The following is a 22,500-nucleotide window of genomic DNA, read 5'->3' as shown; positions in this document are numbered from 1 at the left end:
AGAGATCATGAAGGTAGAGCTAGCGAGTAGCGCCTAGTAATAAAAGTCTCGGCAAGAAAATGGTGAATGTCTTATACTAGGGAGCTTGATTTGAGGCTGAAGTTAGCAGATGTTATAAGATGAACCAGTTAGCAGATGTTATAAGATGAACCAGTGAGGCAAGTATGAATAGCGTAGAGAAACGGGCAATCTTAGGGGTAGGCGGTATTTTTGCTCTGCGCATGGTTGGTCTGTTTATGATCGTGCCAGTGTTTTCGGTCTACGGTGATAATTACGCGTATGCCACGCCGTTTTTGATCGGCCTGGCCGTTGGTATCTACGGACTGGGTCAGGCGATATTTCAAATACCCATGAGCCTTGCCGCCGATAAGTTTCCGCGTAAGCCGATTATCATGCTTGGTCTGATACTGTTTGCGGCTGGCGGTATTATTGCCGCCAATGCCACTGATATTTATCAGGTAATCATCGGGCGCGCGCTGGCAGGGAGCGGTGCGGTTTCTGCGGTGCTCATGGCATTGCTTGCCGACGTCACCCGCGAGGAGATGCGCACCAAGGCAATGGCGACGATGGGCTTGACTATTGCTACCTCCATCATGCTCGCCTTTGCCTTTGGGCCGTTATTAGTAGGCTCGCTTGGTATCTCTGGTCTATTTTGGCTGACTGCAGGATTTGCTATTTTAGCGATGCTGCTACTTTTTGTCGTACCCACGCCAATGCGCGTGCTCAAGCACAATCTGGATAACAAATCGATCGGTGAGCAGCTCGCTACTGTGCTCAAAATCGGCGACTTAAACCGTTTGCACTTTGGAATTTTTGCGCTGCATTTGACCATGACAGCGATATTTGTGATCTTGCCGCATCAGCTCACAGAGGTGATGGGTCTATCGGTACGTCAGCAAGGCTTAGTCTACTTGCCGCTATTGTTTGTCGGCTTTGCCGTCGCCATTCCTTTTATTATTATCGCTGAAAAGAAGCGTAAAATGCGCCAAGTCTTTCTAGCTGCTATCGCCTTAATGACTGCAGCCTTGGCATTACTGGCGCTGGGTAGCCAAGTCGGTGTCGGTATTATTGTAGGTTTATTGCTCTATTTTATGGGTTTTAACTTACTTGAGGCCACTATTCCATCTTGGATATCCAAGCGCGCCCCAGTCGCGAATAAAGCCACGGCGATGGGGCTTAATTCATCGAGCCAGTTCTTTGGGGCTTTTGTTGGCGGAGCGATGGGCGGTTTGCTATTGACCCAATCTGACCTACTCGCTTGGGGCATTCTAGCTGCTATTATGGGAGCCGCGTTATTGATCATTCTGCCAATCTCGCAGCCGCCGTATCTATCGAGTACGACAGTAACGATACCCAAAGACGTCGATATTCAGAGCTGGTCGCAGCAGATAACCGCGATTACTGGTGTTGATGAACTGGTCGTTATGGCAAAGGAGCAAGTCGCTTATCTCAAACTGGATAAAACCCAGCTAACGGATGAAGCGAAGCAAGAGCTTGCCAAGTTAGCCCAAAGCCCTTTGAATATTTAATTGCGCCATTCAAATCTAATATTACCGAGCAGTGGTATTGTGCGGCAAAAGGGTAGAGCTTGGCATTTTAATATAGTTAGCTGAATGTAAAACTGTTATGGATTTAAACGCGCTACTGGTATAAATTTTACTTGCGTGCTGCGTTCCCAGAGGCTGCGCAAAATTCATCCCAGTAGCGCTATGACATTTTTAGAGTGTATCGACTATACTGAATACACATCACAGATAATAATAATCTATAGGGCCAATTAACGTACAAATGTATCATATTAAGCGACATAGAATGTCGTCTATAAATAAGAGTAGCTAGATATTTATGCAAAAAACGTATAAAGTAAACCTATAATATTAATTGAAAAGTAGGGTTGATAATTATTGACCTTATAAAAATAGATTAAAGTAAGCAACATAGGCTTTTATATAAAAGCTTAGCGCTTATCAACAAAATCATCTATAAAAAAGGAAGACATTATGCGCGGAGTTAATAAAGTCATCATCATCGGTAATCTTGGTGCGGATCCTGAATCGCGCCAATTCAATAATGGCGGTAGTGTTACTAATATCTCAGTCGCTACTTCTGAGCAGTGGACCGACAAACAAAGCGGTGAAAAAAGAGAAGCGACCGAATGGCACCGTGTCTCACTTTTCAATCGTTTGGGCGAAATTGCCGCTCAGTACTTACGTAAAGGCAGCAAAGTCTATATCGAAGGTAGCTTGCGCACTCGTAAATACCAAGCTCCTGATGGTAGTGACCGCTATGCTACCGAAATCCGTGCCGAGCAGATGCAAATGCTAGATGGCGCAAGCGGCGGTCAAGGCGGTCAGCAAGGCGGCTATAATAATCAAGGCGGTGGTCAAGGATTTGGTGGTCAGCAAGGCCAAGCTGGTGGCATGGCAGCAGTCGCACAAGGTGGTCAGCAGGGCGGCTATGGCAATCAAGGTGCACCGGCTCAGAATAACAATCAATTCAACCAACCAGCACAGACACCGCAGTCTAAGTCTAACGCTATGCCAGACGGACCAGTCGATGATGATATTCCGTTCTGAGGAATACAATAACAATATGTTGTATAGTGAGCTCAGTATAAAAACGATACAGTGGGACTGGGATAAATTTTACGCAGCCTCTGTCGGCGCAAGCACAGCACGCAAGGAAAATTTATACCAGTTCCACGTTGATATATAATTTATCTGTTTTATTTAGAACCGACTATATTTATAATTCTGTAGCTCATTGATAATAATATCATTGAGCTATTTTTATATCTAAAAGTATTGTATTTATATTCAATAATCAATAAAAAACAACTTATGTTGTTTTTCTAAAAAGTAACGCTATCGATAATGAATTATAAATAGCGTATTATCGTTAATAGAGTTTGGTATAATAGTGAGAGTTAATGCAGTCTGTATTTAGATTGAATTAATTGTTTTATATCTATAATCAAATAATTGCATCGCTCATTAGAGAATAAACGATTAAAGACGATGACGACTAATGGATTATAGATTTTAGGCTATTGAGTCTATTTCCTATAATAAACACTTTTATACCGAGGCTATTATGAAAAATAACAACCCTATTGATTTAGAAAACTTAGACGTCGAGCAACTGCGCGCAATCACTGAAAACGCCCAGCAGCTGATTGATCAAAAACAGCATCAACGTCTATATGATGCTTATATGCAATTTGAGCAAATCGCTGAAGACGCTGATAGCAGCATTGATGAGATTCTAAAAGCCGGCGAGAAGCTTGAGAAGAAGCGCAGCATCAAGTATCGCAACACCGATAACAGCGAAGAGACGTGGACAGGCCGTGGTCGCAAGCCAACTTGGCTTGTGGAAGCCTTAGCAGCTGGCCGTGAACTAAACGAGTTTGCTATTTAATAAAGCTATAGTCGAACCACTATTAAAGTGTTACAGCGTTAGACTCGTTTAGCCTACTACTGTAGTACTTGCACTCGTCTGCCTTGTACCACTTTTAATATTGATTGACTATATCAAATCAGTACGATACTCGGCGCTAAGCTTGAGTAAGAAACCAGTATTTTTATTTAAGAATACTGGTTTTTTTATGTCACCTAGAGTGCATTATTTGCTATGATAATGAGCTTTTAACCCTTTTAAAAGAGTCTTTTATTCGTGCCAAAACTGTCTGCATCGTCCCATAAACGTCCGCGTAAGCTGTGGTGGCTGGTGGGTTTGGTGGTGTTTGCGCTATTTGCAGTACTGCAAATGCCAGCGGCATGGATCGTCGAAAAATATGCGCCTGAGTCGCCATATGTGCAGCAAGTATCGGGCAATGTCTGGCAAGGTGCGCTTATCTGGCAATTACCACAAACGAGTACGGCGCTGACCGGCTCGGCCAATTGGACTTGGCAGCCGTGGCAGTTATTTTTGGGTAAGCTTAGCGCTGACGTTGAGATTACGACCGGCCAAACGCGCTTAGATGGACAAGTCAAGATAGGGCGCAGCGCATGGCAAGTGGATGATATGAGTGGCGAAATTGCTGCTGAAACTTTGGTCAGTGTCGTCGATTGGCAGCTACCCAACACACCGATTCAGCTCAATAATGTCTCTATACAGCGGCAGTCAGCGGCGGGTGATAAGAGCGCCGGTTTCCATAAAGCGGATGGTCAGCTCACTTGGGTAGGCGGTGAGGTCGGCTATCCTAATGCCGGCAAGATACTCTATATTACGATGCCGCCCATGCGCGCGCAGCTCAGTAGCGAACAAAAAAACGATAACCATCTACTACATGTCAATTTATTAAATAATCAAGACAAACGCTTAGGCGACTTGTATCTAGATGGTGATAACATGTTGGATGTCAGTTTGACCCAGCGCTTACTTGAGAATATGCCAGAATATCAAGGTCAAGCGCCGCAAGATACTCCAGTCATTAGTGTGCGTCAGCCGTTATTAACCGGCTTAGGGGCAAATTGATCATGAGTATGAGCGCACGACTAAAGCCGATAATGGATACGCTCAATCGCTTCTCAGCTTGGCTGTTATTATTAGCGATTATTTGGTTGTGTTGGGTGGCAGCGCGATTATTGTGGCTGATATTAGCGCCGCCACTTGCCCCAGCTTTACCGCTGCAAGCGCTTCAAAACAACGCAAATAGCGCCGTTGACAACAGCAACTTGTTTGCCATTTTTGCAGACCCTAAGCCTGCCGCGGCAGCTGTTCAGCCGCCGCCGAATGTAGAGCTAAAAGGAGTGCTGCTCGCCATACCTGATAGCTTGTCGTCAGCGCTACTAGACGTTAACGGTGACGTCAAAAACTACCGTATCGGTGATGACTTAGCAGACAGCGGTTTTACGCTTATCAGTGTCGATTGGAATGCAGTGATTATTGCTGACGCCGCCGATCAGCAAATCGTTATCGAGTTGCCAGAGGCGCTACCACTTGATCAGCGCGGTTTAGATGACAGCGCTATTGGCAATCAGCGCCTGCCTAATACGGGTAATGCAAGCAATACGCTACCTTTGCCAACCCAAAGCCCGCCGATAGCTACTGATGATCCGCCAGCAGAAGAGAGTCAACCTGCTGACACAAGCTCTGCTATCGAGGAAGCGGTAAGCGCGCTAAAAGAAAACCCAGCCAGTTATCTAAGCCGTATGGGCGTCATGGCGTCAGGCGAGGGCTATCAGGTCACTGCAGCTATGCCATCAGGATTGCGCAATCGCTTAGGGCTTGAGGCTGGAGACAAGGTACTGACTGTCAATGGGCAAACGGTTGGTAGCAGTCCAGCGCAAGATGCGACGGTTCTGCAACAAGTGCAGCAATCGGGCGCAGCGCAGATTGAGGTGCAGCGAGGCGAGCAAGTGATTACGATTCGCCAGCAGTTTTAGGGTAGCGCGAACATTTTTATCATAATTTAGTTTTATCAGTTTATCGTACACAAGTTTTACCGCGTTAATTTATAACTGTCAGTCAACAGTATGTTAGCCTGTAGCATCTTGTACCTCACAGTGACATCACAATGGGTAATCATGACCATGGTAAGTTTGGATAAGTTTTCAACGACAGCTTTACGTCTTTCTATACAGCGGTTACTACGTATATGCCGGCCTTTATACTTAGCGCTGCCATTATGGGCAGCCTCTTGTGGTCTGGCGAGCGCTGAGAGCTGGAAAGTTAATTTGCAAGATGCTGATATAAAAGCTTTTATCAACGAAGTGGCCACTATTACCGACCAAAACTTTGTTCTTGATCCACGTATCAACGGTAATGTCACTGTCATATCCAACCGTGCGTTGTCCCGTGATGAGATCTATCAGTTGTTTTTGAGCGTCATGCAAGTCAATGGTATAGCGGCGATAGATTCAGGTACTACCGTCAAACTAGTTCCAGATAATGTCGCTAAGCAATCGGGAGTGGCGGTCGATTTACGCGGTGATAGTATTGGCGAGTCATTGGCTACTCGAGTGATTTATTTGACCAACACGCAAGCGGCTGAGATCTTAGGCGTTATTCGGCCCTTGATGCCGCAGTCCGCCCACGCTGCTGCCGTACCGGGCGTCAATGCGCTGGTGTTATCTGATCGCGCCGATAGCCTCAACCAGCTCACTGCGCTGATTCGCGACTTAGATAGCAATGTCAATGATAGTCTGCAAGTGATACCGCTACGCCATGTCGACGCTGAGCGTATGATGGATCTGATTAGCGCTTTGGTGAGTACCGGCGGCGGTCAGGCAGCAGGCGGCGATCAGCTCAAGGTCATTGCAGATAGCGCAAGCGATAGGCTACTAGTCAAGGGCAGTCCGGAGATGATTGCCAAGGTACAAGAGATGGTCAATCAGCTTGATACCACGCCATCACGCCGGCTCAGCGGTTTGCGCGTATTTCGCTTAAAGTATGCTAGCGCCGCTCATATTGCCGATATGCTACGCGGTTTGTTGGCCAATCAGTCTCTTAATAGCTCAGGGGCAACCTCCACTCTAGAGTCCGCCTCCCTGACTGGGGCTAGTAGTACAGGCGCTACGATCAACGGGGCTGCCAATGAGCTACTCAATAACGCGACTAATAATGCAAACAGCCCTTCTGCGACTAGTGCTACAACAGGCGGCGCAACCAATAGCACCACAGGTCGGCCCTTTAGTATTATTGCTGATGAGACGCAAAATGCCATTATTGTCAATGCTGCACCTGAGCTGATGTTTGAGATTGAAGAGGCGGTGAACCAGCTCGATAATCGCCGCGCCCAAGTGCTCATTCAAGCGGCTATCGTGGAGGTATCCGGCGACGATGCAACGCAATTAGGCGTACAGTGGGCGCTTGGTAATGCCAATAGCGGCTTGGGGGTCGTCAACTTCAACAATGTTGGGGCTAGCGCGACTTCCTTGGCGGCAGCGGCCTTGGCAGGCGGCGGCGTAGCTGGTGCTGCTGGTCTTAGCTCAGCGGCCAACTCTATTGTCGGCGCTTTGATAGGGATTGGTGATAGCCGCAAAGACAGTCAAGGCAACACTGAGTTTTATGGCGCTATCTTACAAGCCCTCGACTCTTCAACCAGTGCCAATCTATTGTCGATGCCTTCTATTTTGACCTTAGACAACGAAAAGGCGAGTATTTTAGTCGGACAAAACGTACCTTTTGTTACCGGCTCTTATACCACTACCGGTAATGATTCTACTAACCCTTTTCAGACTATTGAGCGCCAAGACATCGGTATCAATCTCAATGTCATCCCGCATATCGGCAAAAACGGTACGGTGCGCTTGGAGGTCTCGCAAGAGGTTTCATCAGTTGTGCCAGGAAGCGTTGGTAACTCCAGTGGAATCATCACTAATAAAAACCTAATCAACACCACTATCTTGGCAGACGATCAGCAGACCATTGCTCTGGGTGGCTTGATGCGTGATAATACGACGTCCCGCCAGCAAAAAGTGCCCGGTCTCGGTAACGTTCCAGTGATTGGGCGCCTGTTTCGCTCAGACAATGACAGTACGCAAAAGAGCAATCTGATTATATTTTTGCAGCCGACGATATTGCGTGATGGCGGCGCGGTGGCTAGCGTCACTGAGCGTAAATTCAATCAGATGCGCGTCTTACAATTAGTCATTGATAAAAACGGCACTATCAAGCAGCTGCCTCTTAGCGGTACTGAAGGCTGGGATGGTGAGGTCAATAAAGATTATGAGCTCATGCCGCTAAATCCAATGATTCCTAAACGCGATCAGACGCCAAATCGAATAACCCCGCCATCAGGCTTCACGCGCGTTGATAGCCCAAATGCAGGTATCACTACTTATCCTATTAGCCAGTAGCTTTGCTAGCGGGTATCAACTTACAGACTATCGTAAAGGCGCATTATGAATAAGAAAAAATGGCTTACATTAGGTTTAGTCGGTACCGCTTTACTTTTGATACCTCGGCGTAGTAGTCGGCAGACGCCGCCGACCACTGAAGGTGATTTAAAAGGGCCACATAACGATGCTCAGCCGCTCGCTAAAGATAAAAACAGTACGCAAATAACCGCACCAACAGAGAATACTACCGATTAAATCTCGCTTTTTTAGACTTATCCCAGTTTGTAGACTTATCCTAGGCAGTCATCAGAGACACGCTGAGCAGCTTTAAAATTATCACTACGTAATATTATCAAGCATTGTGTTATTCTTTTAAGCAGTTCTTTACTGTAGCTGACTCCATGAAACGCCATAACGACGCATCCATACATTTACATTCCGCCCTCATCTCTTGGATATCCTTTTTTAGAGGATATGTTTTGAAGGGGGCAGTGCTTGTGATAATGCTTGTATTGGCAAGCCAGGTTTTATTAGGCTGCGCGCCGCAACCTGAGTCGATGTTCGAGCAGCAAGCGGAAGAGGAAGCAGCTAATGAAATCGGGGCTCATAGCACCATACAGAATTATGAACTTTCTAAGCCCAGTACTTCTAGCGCTGCTAACGCTTTGGATAAGACAGGCCATAAGCAAGCGCTCCCCATCAATATCAGTAAACAACAGACTATCGCGCGCCAACCTAACTGTAATGCGCAGCAAACGAGCTGTCAGTATTTGGAACTCAATACATTAGCGTTTACGCCGCCGCAGCCTTGGCTTGCCAATATCATGTGGCAAACGGTTGCCAGAACCTTATCGCCAGACACGCCTTTTACCAGTCAACAACAAGTGGCGAGAGATTCAGTATCAGCGCTGTTAAAACAAATAGAGTTTCATAGTGCAGGAGTCAGCTCGCAGCCTAAATATCAACGTATTGATACCGACTTAATCCTCAACCAAGGCTTGAGTGCTGATAGTGTTGCAGCAAGCAACAGTAGCAACATGGATAGCCACATGAATAACGAGGTGATGACAGGTTATCTATTAGTCGAATCGACTCAGCAGCGCAGCGAGGACCATCAGCAAGGGCATCGCGACTACGTCATGCTAGATATGCAAAAAAAGCTACAATTGACCATAGAGGATGTGTTATTAGCAGACGCTGATACCCAAAAGCTACTATCGACTTTTAATACCATCAAAAAACAATGGCTCGCTGAGCAAGGGGTTGAGCAGCAGTATCTAGAAGAGTGGCCGCTTCCCTTATCTGAGCAGTGGTATATCGATCAGCAGGGATTGCATCTGGTCTATCAATCCGGAGAGCTGCTCAATACTCAGCTTCAGCCAGTGGATTTTGTGGTTCCTTTCACTCAGCTCCAAGGTATTGTAAAGCCCAGTTATATGGTGAGACTCTCAACGAGTATGACGTCATCATAAGGCTTGTTTGATAGCTCAACTGTGATAGTTCAACCTTAGCAATGAGGGTCGAGCCCTACAATATATACCGAAAATAACAGTGATATTAATACAAACTCACCTTGCTAAATAACCGCAGATTAGTGATAGTAAGAAGCTAGTTTCAGGAGACCATTCATGGCTGATACCATCCAGTCGCTAACGAATAGTAAAGAGGGTGTACGTTACCCTTTAATTGATACGCATACCCATTTTGATGCGCCTGTATTCGATGCAGATAGAGCGCAGCAAGCGCAGCGTGCTTATCAAAGCGGAGTTGAGCATTTAGTGCTAGTCGGCTATCTATACCGGCATTTTGACCGGCTTTATGAGGTAAAGCGGTTTTTTGATAAGCGTAAAGTTGCAAGCGACCAAGCTGATTCAGTAGACTCAGATTTAGTAAACATCGATGCCAGATCCATACCTGCAGCGCATATTGCGCTAGGGCTACATCCTTTTTATATAGATCAGCATAGCCAAGACCACTTAGACTCAATGGCAGACATGCTAGACAAACAACGTCCGTTGGCGATTGGGGAGATTGGGCTCGACACTTTTACGCCACAGATGAAAGAGCCTGAGGTTTTTGCTAAGCAGCAGCGCTTTTTTTGCGCTCAGCTCGATATGGCGGTGGCGCATCAACTACCGGTGATGCTGCATATCCGTAAAGCTCATGCTGAAGCGTTAGCGATACTAAAAGAGCATGACTATGACGCCAAAACCTTAGGCGGTATTGCTCATAGCTTCAGCGGCGGTGAGCAAGAAGCTAAGGCTTTTGTTAAGCTCGGGTTTAAGCTCGGTGTGACCGGACAAGTGACTAACCCGAATGCCAAAAAACTACGCCGCGCGCTGCAAGCAGCCGTTGCTGAGTACGGTATCGGCTGCTTAGTGATAGAGACTGACTGTCCAGATATGACGCCGATTAGCTGCCAGACTTCTCGCGATAACGCCTCCGCTTTAGGCAAAAATCAAGCTCAAAGCCCAGATGATGTTTGGGAGAGTGACGAGGGTGATGACAGTCATAATCGCAACGTGCCCGCTAATTTGCCTCTTGTGTTAGCAAGCTTAAGCGAGCTACTGGCAGTCGATGAGGCAAAACTGGCTCAGCAGCTGTGGCAAAATAGTATCGATAGTTTAGGTCAGTCTTGGTCTTACTCTGCCCCTGATTCTGGTACTATTTTGAGTACTGGCTCTAGTACTAAAAAGTCTACTTCTAACCAGTAAAATGACGCTGAGAAGTGCTAAGCCTTTAGCATTGATACTAGAAGCATAAATCAATGCGGTGCTAGTAAACAGAATGACAATAAATATAATTTCAATAATTATAGTTTCAATAAGTATAGTATTAATAAATAGAGTTTTAATGCATGAAAGATCAATTCGCCGTAACCGATAGTAAAGTCGCTGATAGCGATATACCTGAAATGATGACGACAGTAGCTGATGATAGTCAATATCAGCGCCGCTTTCAGGGCACTCAAAAGCTGTATGGCGCTGATGCTTTTGCAAGCTTTGCAGCCGCGCATGTCTATGTAATTGGTGTTGGCGGAGTAGGCTCTTGGGTGGCTGAAGCTTTGGCGCGAACCGCTGTCGGCTGCGTGACGCTAGTCGACTTGGACGTACTGGTCGCCTCTAATGTCAATCGGCAGCTACCAGCGCTTGACAGCAGCTTTGGTCAGAGTAAGATTGCCACTATGGGCGCGCGTATGCGTGAGATTAATCCAAATATAGAGCTGCACTTAGTTGATGACTTTTTGACGCCTGATAATGTCGCGCAGTTGTTACCTGATCGCAGGGCAGCTAAGCAAGCTATGGCGCAGAATCGGCCGATTATTATTTTAGATTGCGTCGATGATATGAGTGCTAAGCTTGCTATTGCCTTACATTGCCGCTTTAATAAGCTAAAGCTTATCTGTGCAGGCGGAGCAGGCGGCAAAATAGATCCGCGCCAGATTACGGTTAGCGACTTAAAAGACAGCTATCAAGATCCTTTACTGGCAAGACTACGTAACAAGCTGCGTCATGAAAAAGGCATCAATAGCCAAATGAAAGAAAAATTCGGCATCAAATGTGTCTATTCAACTGAGCCGCCGCGCGTCGAAAAGACAAGTCAGTCTGCCGGCTTAAACTGCGGCGGTTATGGTTCGGCAGTGGCGGTAACCTCAGTCATTGCTATGGTTATGGTAAGTGAGACTCTACTTATACTTAGCAAGCAAGCGGCGGCTACGGCGGCTACTTTATAATCGTTTTGGAGAAGGCATGTCCACTTATCCGCAAGCAAAAGATGAAAAAGCACGCATCGCGAAGCTACAAGAGTATCAAGTTCTCAACACGAATGTTGAACCGACTTTTGAGCGCCTATCCGACGTGGTAAAGACCTTCTTTGACATGCCAATCGTTGCCATTACCTTTATGGATGAAGATACTCAGTATTTAAAATCCCCTCGCGGGCTTGGGGATACTTGTACTACCACCCGCGGCGTGGCGGTTTGTAATTATACCGTGCTCTCTGACGAAGTGTTTGTGGTCGACGATCTATCGGTAGATGAGCGTTTTATTGATAATAGCTTAGTCACTACCGACCCTAATTTACGCTTTTATGCCGGCGCGCCTATTATCTTGCATGAAGATAATAAGACCTATCGTCTAGGCTCACTGTGCCTGATGGATACTAAGCCGCACTATGATTTTAGCGAAGAGCAAGCCAAGCACTTAACGCAGTTCGCTCAGATGGCAGCCGATGCGCTGCAGCTACAAAAAAAGCAGCGCCTTGCTAAGCATGCCAATGATATGAAATCAGATTTTTTGGCGAATATGAGCCATGAGATCCGTACCCCTATGAACGGCATCATCGGTATGGTCGATATGCTCGATGAGACGGCTTTGAGTGCTGAACAAAAAAACTATGTCGACAATATAAAAGTATCGACAGATCATCTGCTGGTTATTATTAACGGTATTTTGGACTTATCAAAAGTTGAAGCGGGTAAGATGGTCATCGACACGGTACCGATGAGCTTAGCTACTATCTGCAATGAAGTAGTGAATTTATTTACCACTAAGGCCACTCAGCGCGGATTGACTTTAGAGTACCACTACGATGATACTCTAAACGCCTATGTAGAAGGCGATCCTGTACGCCTTAAACAGATTTTTTCTAATCTAATCAGTAATGCCATTAAGTTCACTCGCGAGGGTGGGCACATTGTCTTTGATGTCAGAGAAGCCGAAGAACATGATTTGGAGGCGTTTGACGCTCAACGAGGCGTATTGGACGCCACTAACAATCCTATTCATTATGACGATATGACGTTTTGTATTACCGTCTCAGATACTGGGGTCGGGATAAAAGCGGAGTCGCTAAATGCGATCTTTGATGCCTATAATCAAGCAGACAAGTCAACGCACCGATTATATGGTGGGACCGGTCTTGGATTGTCGGTCTGTAAGTCACTAGTGGCGCTAATGGGTGGTCATATATGGGCGGATAGTGTCGTTGGCGAAGGCACCACCTTTAAGATATTGCTGCCCTTAAAGGCGATTGATAAGCCCCAGTATAAGTCATGGCAACAGGCCAATCATATCGATATCGAACCTGAATGGCACTATAACGGACATGTACTGTTGGTTGAGGATGATAATGTCAATGCGATGATTGCGCTAAAGGCTTTGCGCAGTAGTGGCCATGAGGTCACGCACGTCACTGATGGCCAAAAAGCTATTGATGAATTTATAGCGAATCCTAAACGTTACGATGTGATTTTGATGGATCATCATATGCCTATCATGGACGGCATACAGGCGACCATCAAGCTGCAAGAGTTATTCGATACTGAGGACTTGCCGCCTATTATCGCTCTAACTGCTAACGCTATGGACGGCGAGCGCGAAAAATACCTGCAAGTGGGTATGCAAGACTACTGTAGTAAGCCCTTCAAAAAAGAGCAGCTCAATGCCTTAGTGCAGTATTGGCTGATGTATAAACAGTCCGTTAATACATAATTTTAGATACAACCTAAAAAAAGGCTTAATCGCAATCCGATTAAGCCTTTTTGTCTTATGATTATCAATCAATAGTGAATTAGCTCACACGAGTTTGATAGTCACCCGTACGCGTATCAACACGCACCACTTCACCTTGCTGTACAAACAGAGGCACACGTACGACAGCGCCCGTCTCTAAGGTTGCAGGTTTACCGCCGCCGCCAGAGGTATCGCCGCGAACGCCCGGATCAGTTTCGGTGATCTGTAGCTCTACAAAGTTCGGCGGGGTGATAGATAATGGCACACCATTGAACAAGGTGATCACGCAAGTGGCGTTGCTGTTTTCTTTGAGCCACTGCGGGGTATCGCCCATCGCCGTTTTGTCCGCTTGGATTTGCTCGAAGCTCTCAGCGTCCATAAAATGCCAAAACTCACCATCGTTATACAGATAATCCATTTCCGTATCGATGACGTCAGCGGCCTCTAAGCTGTCTCCTGATTTAAAGGTTTGCTCAAGCACCTTACCGCTACGTAGGTTACGTAGCTTGACGCGGTTGAACGCTTGTCCTTTACCAGGTTTGACGAATTCATTTTCCATAATGGCACAAGGGTTGCCATCGAGCATGACCTTTAGACCAGCTTTAAATTCATTAGTAGAAAAACTTGCCATAACAACAAACTCCTAGTAGCACTGCCTTGGGTTTAAGTGATTGGATCGTAGTAGCGATTTAATAGTAACCATATATAAGCACAAATAAATAAGAGGTAAAATACAGTAATTATGCTCGCTATATTTTGCTAGGTGACTAGCACGCCGCAGTGATAAGCGTATAATGGCGACTTTTAGGCATAAAGTATTAGGGTGTTATGATAAACCATTTAATCCTACAAAAAAACTGGCAAACGCAATTATCCGAAGCCATAAGCTCTATTGATGAGTTATTAGGCCTATTAAAACTCGAATCGCTAAGATCTCAGATATATGTACCAACGCATTTTGAGCTTCGAGTGCCGCGCGCTTTTGTCGCGAAGATGCAAGTCGGTGATGCCAATGATCCGCTGCTTAGACAAGTGCTGCCGGATCAAAGAGAGCAGATAGCCGTGACGGGCTACGTCGCAGACCCTTTAGCTGAAAATTCACAAAATCCGCTGACCGGCTTACTGCATAAGTACCAGTCTCGAGTGTTACTGACGGTGACCGGAGCCTGCGCTATCCATTGTCGTTACTGCTTTCGTCAGCATTTTGACTATCAAAGTAACTTACCAAAAGCCTCAGCGCAGGATGGCATTATCCACTATATCCACGAGCATCCTGAGATCAATGAGGTAATCTTGAGCGGTGGCGATCCTCTAAGCGTCTCAAACCGTCGGCTCTTTGGGTGGCTTGAGCGTTTAGAAGCTATCCCGCAGCTGACGACGATAAGGCTGCATACGCGTTTGCCAGTAGTCATTCCTGAGCGCTTAGACGCCGAGCTACTAGAACGACTGGCGAGCAGTCGTTGTCAGATCGTCATGGTTATCCACTGCAACCATGCCAATGAGATCGATGACACCACCGCGCAGCATTTACAACGAGCGCGCGTAGCAGGCATTACCTTACTCAACCAGACGGTACTGCTGCGCGATATCAATGATGATGTAGAGACGCAAGTGGCCTTAAGTCAGCGTCTGTTTGCCGCTGGTGTGCTGCCTTATTATCTACATGTATTGGATAAAGTGGCGGGCGGCGCGCATTTTGATAGCTCAGAGAACGAAGCTATCGCGCTGTACTGGACGCTATTAGAGCGGCTGCCTGGTTATTTAGTCCCTAAGCTGGTGCGCGAGTTACCCAATAGAGCGTTTAAGGTGCCAGTTGATATTTACAAACTCAGATAAAGGCTGTGTCTCTGAGCGCTTTAGCGAATATGATTTTATGCTTATTGATATTTAGTTATGCTAGTATTAGCATCTGATGTCATAAACACAGACTAGACATAGCTTATCTAGTTGCACAGAACTAGTGATAAAAATCTAGAAACCTAGAAACCTAGAAACATAAGCACCTAAAAACTTAAGTACCTCGATTGCTATCGTAAGATTTGTGAGGATTTTTTATGCGGACCAATACGACTCTGAATTTATTAGTCATAGACGATGATCAGCTATATGCTGAGGGTTTGATCAATTTATTAAAATCTTACTATGCTGAGGTGAATTTAGGGTTTTTGGACGATAAAGAAGAGCTGCTCAAGTCATTACGCCACAGCTGGGATGTCCTAGTGTTTGGTAGAGCTTATGACTTAAGCTTCACCGATGTCGTGGCTATCGTTCAAGAGCATAATATTGATCTACCTATCATTGGCCTGATGAGTGATGAGCTGGCAGACAACGGCCGCAATCAAGATGGGCTACCGGTGATTATTGACGGTACTATGGTCAAGGCGCTGGTCGCTGAGCGCGAGACACAAGTGGTGATGGCGATTCGCTTGTTGCATGCTAATTTGCTTGCCAGGCGGCAAGTTGGCAGTTTAAAACAAGTGCTAACTGAGTCAGAACAACGCGCCAATCTACTGATAAAAAACTCCAAAAGTGCGGTCGCTTACATCGATCAAGGTATTCATATTTTCGCCAACGACCCTTATCTTAAGATGTTCAACTTTGAGACGATGGACGATATTATTGGTTTACCTGTCATCGACTTGATAGCCGGGTCTGACAATGTCAAAGACTTTAAGCAGTTTTTGCGCCAGTTTGACAAAGGCAATCGACAGCAAGTCGAATTCAACTCCAACAGTAAAACCAAAGACGGTGACGTCTTTGAAGTCAAGCTGCAGCTGGCTACCGCTACCTTCGAGGGCGAGCCTGTGACGCAGATCATCATTCAGCAAAGTGGCCCAAGTAGCGCTGAGATCGACAAGCAGCTGGCCGCGGTAGAGCGTCTAGATAGCTTGACGGGGCTCAGTAACCGCCGCGGTTTTGAGGAGCGGCTTGCAAGCTTGCATCAGCAAGTCCTAAACAATAAGAGCCACGCAGGTCTGCTGTATATCCAGCTAGACAACACCGGTATGATAAGCAGTAGTTTGGGACTAGAGGGGGTGGATGCCACCGTCAAGCAAGTCGCCGCGCTGCTCGATGACATCGCTGTCGACTATCCGGTTAGCCGTTTTAGGGACACCTCATTTACTATCCTGGCCCATGATATCTCAACCCAAGCGCTCAAGGAGTTGGCTGAGCGTGTACGGCTAAAAATCAGTGAGACGCTCATCAACGTGGACAAGCGGACGATAAGTACGACTGCCAGTATCGGCGTGGTAAAAATCGACCAAAATGCTCCTGCTCCTAAAGTGTTGCTGGAGCGGGCGCTAGAAGCCATCAACCATATCGGCATAGAGACGAGCAATCAAGGCGATGCTTATCACTTCTACGATTTGAGTAAACATGTGAGCGAAGATGACAGTGCTTTGGCTGAATATTTAGTCAATGCTATTACTGATAATCGCTTTGAGCTCATGTTCCAGCCTATCTACGATATTGATCTGGATCGCAGCGACTTCTTTGAGGTGTATCTGCGACTGCCGTTAGGTGATACCGAAAACACAATACTCACTCCAAATCAGTTTTTATCAGTAGCCAAATCTCATAATCTACTTGGGAAAATAGACCGCTGGGTACTTATCAATGCTTTTAAACAGCTAAGCACAGTACGTAAGTCGCATCCAGAAGCGCGGCTGTTAGTGCAATTAACGAGTGCTTCATTGGTCGATAAAAAACTTGCAAGCGTAGCCAGTCAAATTATCAAAGCAGTAGGAGGGCCGGCAGGCGCGCTTACTATCCAGTTCAGTGAGCAAGATATTCGCAATCATCTAACAATAGCAAAATCGCAGTTTGCAGCATTGAATCAAGTCAACTGCCGACTAGGTATTAATAATTTTGGTAGCACGACAAAGTCACTCGATACCGCTGAATTTGTGCAACCGCATATGATACGTATTGCACAAAGCTACGTCACCGATATCCATACCGACGACAATTTGGATACCATAAAATCATTAATCACTGAAGTAAATAAGTTAAACATCAACGTATTAATGCCTTATATCGAAGATGCTGCCACTATGTCTGTTTCTTGGAGCGTAGGCGCACGGTATCTACAAGGCTACTATTTAGAAGAGCCGAGCCGCACTATAAATGTCGTATAAACGCGGCGTATATAATCGCTACGCTCATTCGCTCATAGCGGTTGTTTAACATCAAAAGCAGTACTAACGTTTTTTATTAACAGAAGTTTTTGTTAACATGTCTATGGTTATTCGTCAAATAAGTGTTATTTTTACTGCTGCTATTTTACTTAGCGCTTGTGGTGAGCGTACCCCGCCTGATAGCCGTGCTGCGGTGACCCTACCGGTATATGAGCAAGGAGATGCAGATAATGGCGCGATAATCTACCAAGACGCTTGTGGTCAGTGCCATCAGCTTACCCCAGGGCTTAATAAAAAAGGCCCGCAGCTGATGAATATTTATGGTGCTAAGGCGGCGCAGCTCGCTGATTATGATTATAGTGAAGCGCTTAAGACCTCAGGCTGGGTATGGGATGCTGAGACGCTCGATCCTTATATCGCAGATGTTGAAACAGCGATGCCCGAATCAAAAATGCTCGCAGATCCGATGCCCGATGCCAGCGAGCGAGCTGATGTCATTGCCTATTTATCGACGCTACGTGCGCCGGACTCAGCGGATGCTCAAGTCGATACGACGAATCAATCTAATGATCAAAATAACCAGAATAGCAATCAGCATAGTCAAATGAGTAACGATGCTGTCGTTATATCAGACGTAGCAGCAGAAAAACCCGCCGCTGATTTTCAGTAGACCTAGCAATTCTAATCGCTTTAGCAATAATCTTATTCTGAACTTATATCCTTACTGTTTTTATTATGATGCCAAGCCTATGACTGTAGAAGTAGCCCCTTTATCCAAAAGTGCAGCAGCTGATAACTATGCGCGCAATCAGCAGCAAATCGCTCATCTACTCGTGCAGCTGAACAAGGTGGTGCTCGATAAACCCCAAGTGCTCAAGCTTGCACTCAGCTGCGTCCTCGCAGGCGGGCATCTACTGCTACAAGATTTGCCGGGTATGGGTAAGACGACGCTTGCACAGGGGTTAGCGCAGTTGTTAGGACTGAGCTTTAGCCGTGTGCAATTCACTAATGATATGCTGCCTGCTGATATCTTAGGTATGACACTCTATGATCAGGGCAAAATGGCTTTTGAATTCAGATCCGGACCGATATTTACTCAGCTGTTATTAGCTGATGAGATCAACCGCTCAAGCCCTAAGACCCAAAGCGCGCTACTCGAAGCAATGGAGGAGCGGCAAGTCACCCAAGACGGGCAATCGTACCCTCTGCCCAAGCCGTTCTTTGTCATTGCTACCCAAAACCCGTTGCAGCAAGCCGGGGTTTATCCGTTGCCTGAGTCGCAACTGGACCGGTTTTTGATGTGTTTGTCGCTCGGTTATCCCTCTGCTGAGGCGGAGCGTGCACTCTTGCGCGGGCAGGATCGCCGTGAGTTATTGCGTGAGTTACATGCCATACTCAATACCGAGGACGTGCTACTAGCGCGCCGAGGCGTCCAGCAAGTCTATGTTGCAGATGCCTCTTTAGACTATCTACAGCGCTTGGTTGCTAAGACTCGGATCAGTCAAGACTATCATGGGCTATCGCCGCGTGGCGTGCTGTCACTACAAAGTGCCGCGCAAGCTTATGCCTATGTCTCAGGTCAGCAAGAGGTGACACCAGAAGATATTCAAGCGGTGTTTGCTGCGGTCACTGACCACCGGCTAGGTCAGCGCTTCGTACCTGCCAATGCCGTCAGTGGCCAAACGCCGCCAACTATCGCCCAGCGTATTATGGCGGAAGTGGCGGTAATCGTCTGACGACTGCCTTCAAGTAATAGAGTGACTATGACCATCTTTCCTCAGGCCATAAAGCAGCCATTGACCGCGATGTTCAGGCGCTGGTTTGCCAAACGCGCCCCTAGAGACGATAACGCGACTCTCAATTTGCGTAATGTTTATATCTTCTTTAGCCGCGAAGGGCTACTGTTTGTCCTGCTGCTTATTATCACTTTTATCGCAGGGATCAATTATGGCAATAACTTGGTGCTAGGGCTGTGCTTTTATCTAATCAGCGTCTGGCTCATCAGCTTTCATGTCACCTTTGCTCATGTCTCAGGGCTACAAGTACGCTTGCTTGAAGTGACGATGGCCGAGGCAGGCAAGCCAGTTTGGGTAACCTTGCAACTGCTGAGCAATAGCCGGCACCCTAGACGGCAACTGTCTATTGGCTTTGATGCACAAGGTAAATATTCACAAGATAAAGATCTGACAAATAAAAGCTCGGTAAACGGCCCACTAGACGTCATGCAAACCACAGTGCTCCTGCCGCGTCTTGAAAATGAGCAAATCATTCGACTCCCAGTTGCAACCTACAGGCGCGGTAAACTTGAATTACCACGTTTGCATATTAAGACGGTCTATCCTTTAGGGATTATGCGCGCGTGGTCGTACGTCTACTTTGCTCGGCCAGCATGGGTATATCCGCAGCCCGAGGCGTTTGAGTGGCAAGCGCGGTATCTGAGCGCAAATAGCACAGATCTGCCCACCGGTGGGCAGTTTACCCAAGGTCAGGACGACTTTGAGCGCCTTGATAACCATGTCGCAGGCGAGTCTCTAGCGCGTGTCTCTTGGGCGCATGTGGCGCGCGGGCAGGGTATGTTTACCAAGCACTTTGCTGATCCTGTCGGCTACGAGCAGCGCTTAGCTTATGAGGATATGCCAGCGATAACTCATGAACAAAAACTGGCACAATTGACTTATGGGGTGCTGGCCTTAAGCAAGCTTGAGGTGCCGTTTCAGCTACAGTTGCCGCATGAAGCGCCTAGTACCGCTGAAATAGGCCAAGGCGAAGCTTTCGGGCAAGCTTGCTTACTAAGAGTAGCGCAAGCATCATGAGTTTATTGAAGCGTAACAAAAAGCAGTCAAGCTCAGCTAAGGTATATTCAAATGCAAAGCCAGATACGCGGCGTACTTCGATAACAGCTATTGATGACAGCGACGTAAGCTTTGAGAAACTGGCTTATGGTCAACTGGCATCTACTCGTCTGCCAGATAGGCAGCGACACGATAAGCCCGCTAGCATAAGCAATAGGTATCAGCGGCTATTGTCATTGCCCGCATATTATTGGGTGCTCATCGCCCAGCTGTTTGTCATCCTCCCTCATGCCGCTTATTTACCGCTATGGTTGATAGGCTTTGCCATTATCACTATTATCGCCCAGCTGCCAAGTATCAAAGCGAAGTTCAAACCCACTCGCTTAAAGCGCCTTTATCAAGTCATGCAGATGCTAGGGTTTTTATTGGGGTTAGCTGGCTTGTCGCTCACTTATGGCGCAGCTTTTGGTTTAGACATGGGCGTTGGGTTTTTAGTGCTGTGCTTAGTCAGCAAGCTATGGGAGCTTTATAAACGCCGTGATGCCTATGTGGTACTGAATTTATCATTATTTGTTATTGCAGGTTTGTTTTTATTAGATCAGGGTCTTGTCACCACTTTGCAGGTTGTCGCGGCGACTATTATCATATTATTGGCTTTTATAACGCTCAATGATGATAGCAATACGAGCGGTGACGGGCGCATGCGCACCCTTGGCGTATTAGGCGTTTCAGCGCTACCTTTATTAGTGGTGCTGTTTTTATTCTTTCCGCGCTTGCCGCCTTTATGGTCCGTGCAGCTGTCCTCAAGTCAGGCAACTACTGGCGTCTCTGATAGCATGTCGCCAGGTGATATTGCGAGCTTGAGTCAATCGACAGAGCTTGCTTTTCGTGTAGAGTTTGCTCAAGCTCGCCCGGCACAAAGCGAGCTGTACTGGCGCGGCTTAGTCTTTAGTGATTTTGATGGCGTCACTTGGCGTCCCAACCGGCGCGTGCAGCAGCAATGGCAGCCTGGCAGGCAACCCCCTAACTGGCTTGCGCGGTCGCTTGCCACTGCCACTACTAAGACTGAGCCAAAAAGCTACGAGATCACCTTAGAGCCCACTCAGCAGCAATGGCTGTTTGGCCTTGATTATCCTTTACCCCAAAATAAAGATACTCGCTTGACCTCAGATTTTACCTTAATCAAAGAGGAACCTGTCAGTGAGCAGCTGCGTTATGAGGTACTACGCTATGCGCCTATGCAGATTGATCCTATCCTTGATGAGGTCAGCCGTGCGGCTAATCTAACGCTGCCTAGTGCAGGTAATCTACAAACGCAAAACCTTGCCAAGCAGCTATTTGCTCAATCAGGATCAGACCCTGAGCGTTATATACAAGCTATCCAGCGCTGGATCAATCAAACTGAGTTTCGCTATACTTTATCGCCGCCGCCACTGGATGAAGACCGTATCGATAGTTTCTTATTTGAGACCAAAGCTGGATTTTGTGAGCATTATTCCTCAAGCTTTACCTTTATGATGCGTGCGGTTGGCATACCAGCACGCGTGGTGGCCGGCTATCAAGGCGGCGAGATGAGCCGCGGCGGTAACGTCTGGGAAGTGCGGCAAATGGACGCACACGCTTGGAGTGAAGTATGGCTTGAGGGTCAAGGCTGGGTGCGCGTTGACCCGACAGCTTTTGTTGCTCCTGAGCGCGTTGAGCAAGGGATGGACGCGCTGACTCAGTCGCGAGGTGCTAGCCTGTTCGGCGAGGGCGCAGCCGCTCAAGTCAGCTATCAGCAGTATCAGATGCTACAAGCGCTAAGACGACTATCTGATCAAGCCAGCTACTATTGGCAAAAAGATGTCGTCGGCTATGATCAGGATAAACAAGCCGGATCGCTGCTTAAGTGGTTCAATATTCGTTCTATCTCTGAGCAAATCGCTTGGCTAGCAGCGAGCGCTATCACCGTGATAAGCCTACTCGTCTTTATGATCTGGTATCGTAGGCGCAAACAGTGGCATCCGGCAGATAGACCGCTGATAAAGCTCTCTAGCAAGGTAGCTAAAAACGATAGAGCTTTATCGCGTCATGATAACGAAGGCGCTTTGGCATGGCTTAAGCGTTTAGAAAATAGCCAAGCTCATGGGTTGAATGGGGAAGGTCTGCAAGAGGTTAGCCGTCATTATAGACAGCTGCGCTACGGACGCTTAAGTGACGCTGACACTCAAAGCCCAGAGTACCAACAAGTACTTAAAGAGCTCAAGCGCAGTGTTAGTCAACTGTTATAGCT

Annotated in this window: 18 protein-coding genes; 17 read left to right on the top strand and 1 reads right to left on the bottom strand. The window is 46.9% G+C overall.

All coding sequences use genetic code 11. From position 1 onward, the window contains the following. Positions 1-164: 164 nt before the first annotated feature. The 11 genes from W234_RS0106840 (at position 165) to W234_RS0106785 (ending at position 13,276) form a co-directional block, all read left to right on the top strand. A complete protein-coding gene (locus tag W234_RS0106840) occupies positions 165-1,529 on the top strand; it encodes an MFS transporter (protein WP_025645963.1) in 1,365 nt (454 codons plus the stop codon). A gap of 471 nt (positions 1,530-2,000) precedes the next feature. After that, a complete protein-coding gene (gene ssb, locus W234_RS0106835) occupies positions 2,001-2,576 on the top strand; it encodes a single-stranded DNA-binding protein (RefSeq protein WP_025645961.1) in 576 nt (191 codons plus the stop codon). A gap of 517 nt (positions 2,577-3,093) precedes the next feature. Further along, the gene (locus tag W234_RS0106825; RefSeq protein WP_025645959.1) at positions 3,094-3,417 is read left to right on the top strand and encodes an H-NS family nucleoid-associated regulatory protein; all 324 of its coding nucleotides are present in this window, start codon (positions 3,094-3,096) and stop codon (positions 3,415-3,417) included. A gap of 255 nt (positions 3,418-3,672) precedes the next feature. Then, positions 3,673-4,476, top strand: a complete 804-nt coding sequence (gspN, locus tag W234_RS0106820; RefSeq protein ID WP_025645958.1) for a type II secretion system protein N — start codon at positions 3,673-3,675, stop codon at positions 4,474-4,476. Between the two features lie 8 nt (positions 4,477-4,484). Continuing rightward, a complete protein-coding gene (locus W234_RS0106815; RefSeq protein ID WP_227501929.1) occupies positions 4,485-5,387 on the top strand; it encodes a type II secretion system protein N in 903 nt (300 codons plus the stop codon). Positions 5,388-5,534: 147 nt separating this feature from the next. Next, the gene (gene gspD, locus W234_RS0106810) at positions 5,535-7,802 is read left to right on the top strand and encodes a type II secretion system secretin GspD (RefSeq protein WP_025645954.1); all 2,268 of its coding nucleotides are present in this window, start codon (positions 5,535-5,537) and stop codon (positions 7,800-7,802) included. Positions 7,803-7,847: 45 nt separating this feature from the next. After that, positions 7,848-8,039: a hypothetical protein gene (locus tag W234_RS0106805; protein WP_025645952.1), complete on the top strand. Its 192-nt coding sequence runs from the start codon at positions 7,848-7,850 to the stop codon at positions 8,037-8,039. Between the two features lie 242 nt (positions 8,040-8,281). Continuing rightward, positions 8,282-9,256 (top strand): hypothetical protein, encoded by a 975-nt coding sequence (locus W234_RS0106800; protein WP_156923969.1) that lies wholly within the window; start codon positions 8,282-8,284, stop codon positions 9,254-9,256. Positions 9,257-9,412: 156 nt separating this feature from the next. Further along, on the top strand, positions 9,413-10,498 hold the full coding sequence (locus tag W234_RS0106795) for a TatD family hydrolase (RefSeq protein ID WP_025645949.1): 1,086 nt from the start codon (positions 9,413-9,415) through the stop codon (positions 10,496-10,498). Between the two features lie 200 nt (positions 10,499-10,698). After that, positions 10,699-11,517 carry a ThiF family adenylyltransferase gene (locus tag W234_RS0106790; protein ID WP_025645948.1) on the top strand — a complete coding sequence of 273 codons (819 nt, stop codon included), beginning with the start codon at positions 10,699-10,701 and terminating at the stop codon, positions 11,515-11,517. Positions 11,518-11,533: 16 nt separating this feature from the next. After that, positions 11,534-13,276, top strand: a complete 1,743-nt coding sequence (locus tag W234_RS0106785; RefSeq protein ID WP_025645946.1) for a GAF domain-containing hybrid sensor histidine kinase/response regulator — start codon at positions 11,534-11,536, stop codon at positions 13,274-13,276. A 79-nt stretch (positions 13,277-13,355) separates the two neighbouring features. Here the strand turns inward: W234_RS0106785 and efp are convergent, their stop codons facing one another. Further along, positions 13,356-13,928, bottom strand: coding sequence for an elongation factor P (gene efp, locus W234_RS0106780; protein ID WP_025645944.1), 573 nt, complete (start codon positions 13,926-13,928; stop codon positions 13,356-13,358). Between the two features lie 197 nt (positions 13,929-14,125). Between efp and epmB the strand changes: the two genes are divergently transcribed. The 6 genes from epmB (at position 14,126) to W234_RS0106750 (ending at position 22,498) form a co-directional block, all read left to right on the top strand. After that, positions 14,126-15,133, top strand: coding sequence for an EF-P beta-lysylation protein EpmB (gene epmB / locus W234_RS0106775; RefSeq protein WP_025645942.1), 1,008 nt, complete (start codon positions 14,126-14,128; stop codon positions 15,131-15,133). Between the two features lie 218 nt (positions 15,134-15,351). Then, positions 15,352-17,436: an EAL domain-containing protein gene (locus W234_RS0106770; protein ID WP_025645940.1), complete on the top strand. Its 2,085-nt coding sequence runs from the start codon at positions 15,352-15,354 to the stop codon at positions 17,434-17,436. Positions 17,437-17,533: 97 nt separating this feature from the next. Next, entirely contained in the window at positions 17,534-18,106 is a 573-nt protein-coding gene (locus W234_RS13790; RefSeq protein ID WP_025645938.1) for a c-type cytochrome, read from the top strand. A 79-nt stretch (positions 18,107-18,185) separates the two neighbouring features. After that, entirely contained in the window at positions 18,186-19,172 is a 987-nt protein-coding gene (locus W234_RS0106760; RefSeq protein WP_025645936.1) for an AAA family ATPase, read from the top strand. A gap of 27 nt (positions 19,173-19,199) precedes the next feature. Then, a complete protein-coding gene (locus tag W234_RS0106755) occupies positions 19,200-20,249 on the top strand; it encodes a hypothetical protein (protein ID WP_025645933.1) in 1,050 nt (349 codons plus the stop codon). Further along, positions 20,246-22,498 (top strand): transglutaminaseTgpA domain-containing protein, encoded by a 2,253-nt coding sequence (locus W234_RS0106750; protein ID WP_025645931.1) that lies wholly within the window; start codon positions 20,246-20,248, stop codon positions 22,496-22,498. Before W234_RS0106755 ends, W234_RS0106750 begins: the two co-directional genes overlap by 4 nt. Positions 22,499-22,500 lie beyond the last annotated feature (2 nt).

It is taken from the genome of Psychrobacter sp. TB15 (assembly GCF_000511655.1).
GTDB lineage: Bacteria > Pseudomonadota > Gammaproteobacteria > Pseudomonadales > Moraxellaceae > Psychrobacter > Psychrobacter submarinus.
Note: the sequence above shows the minus strand (reverse complement) of the source record. Positions and strands in the feature narration are given on the sequence as shown.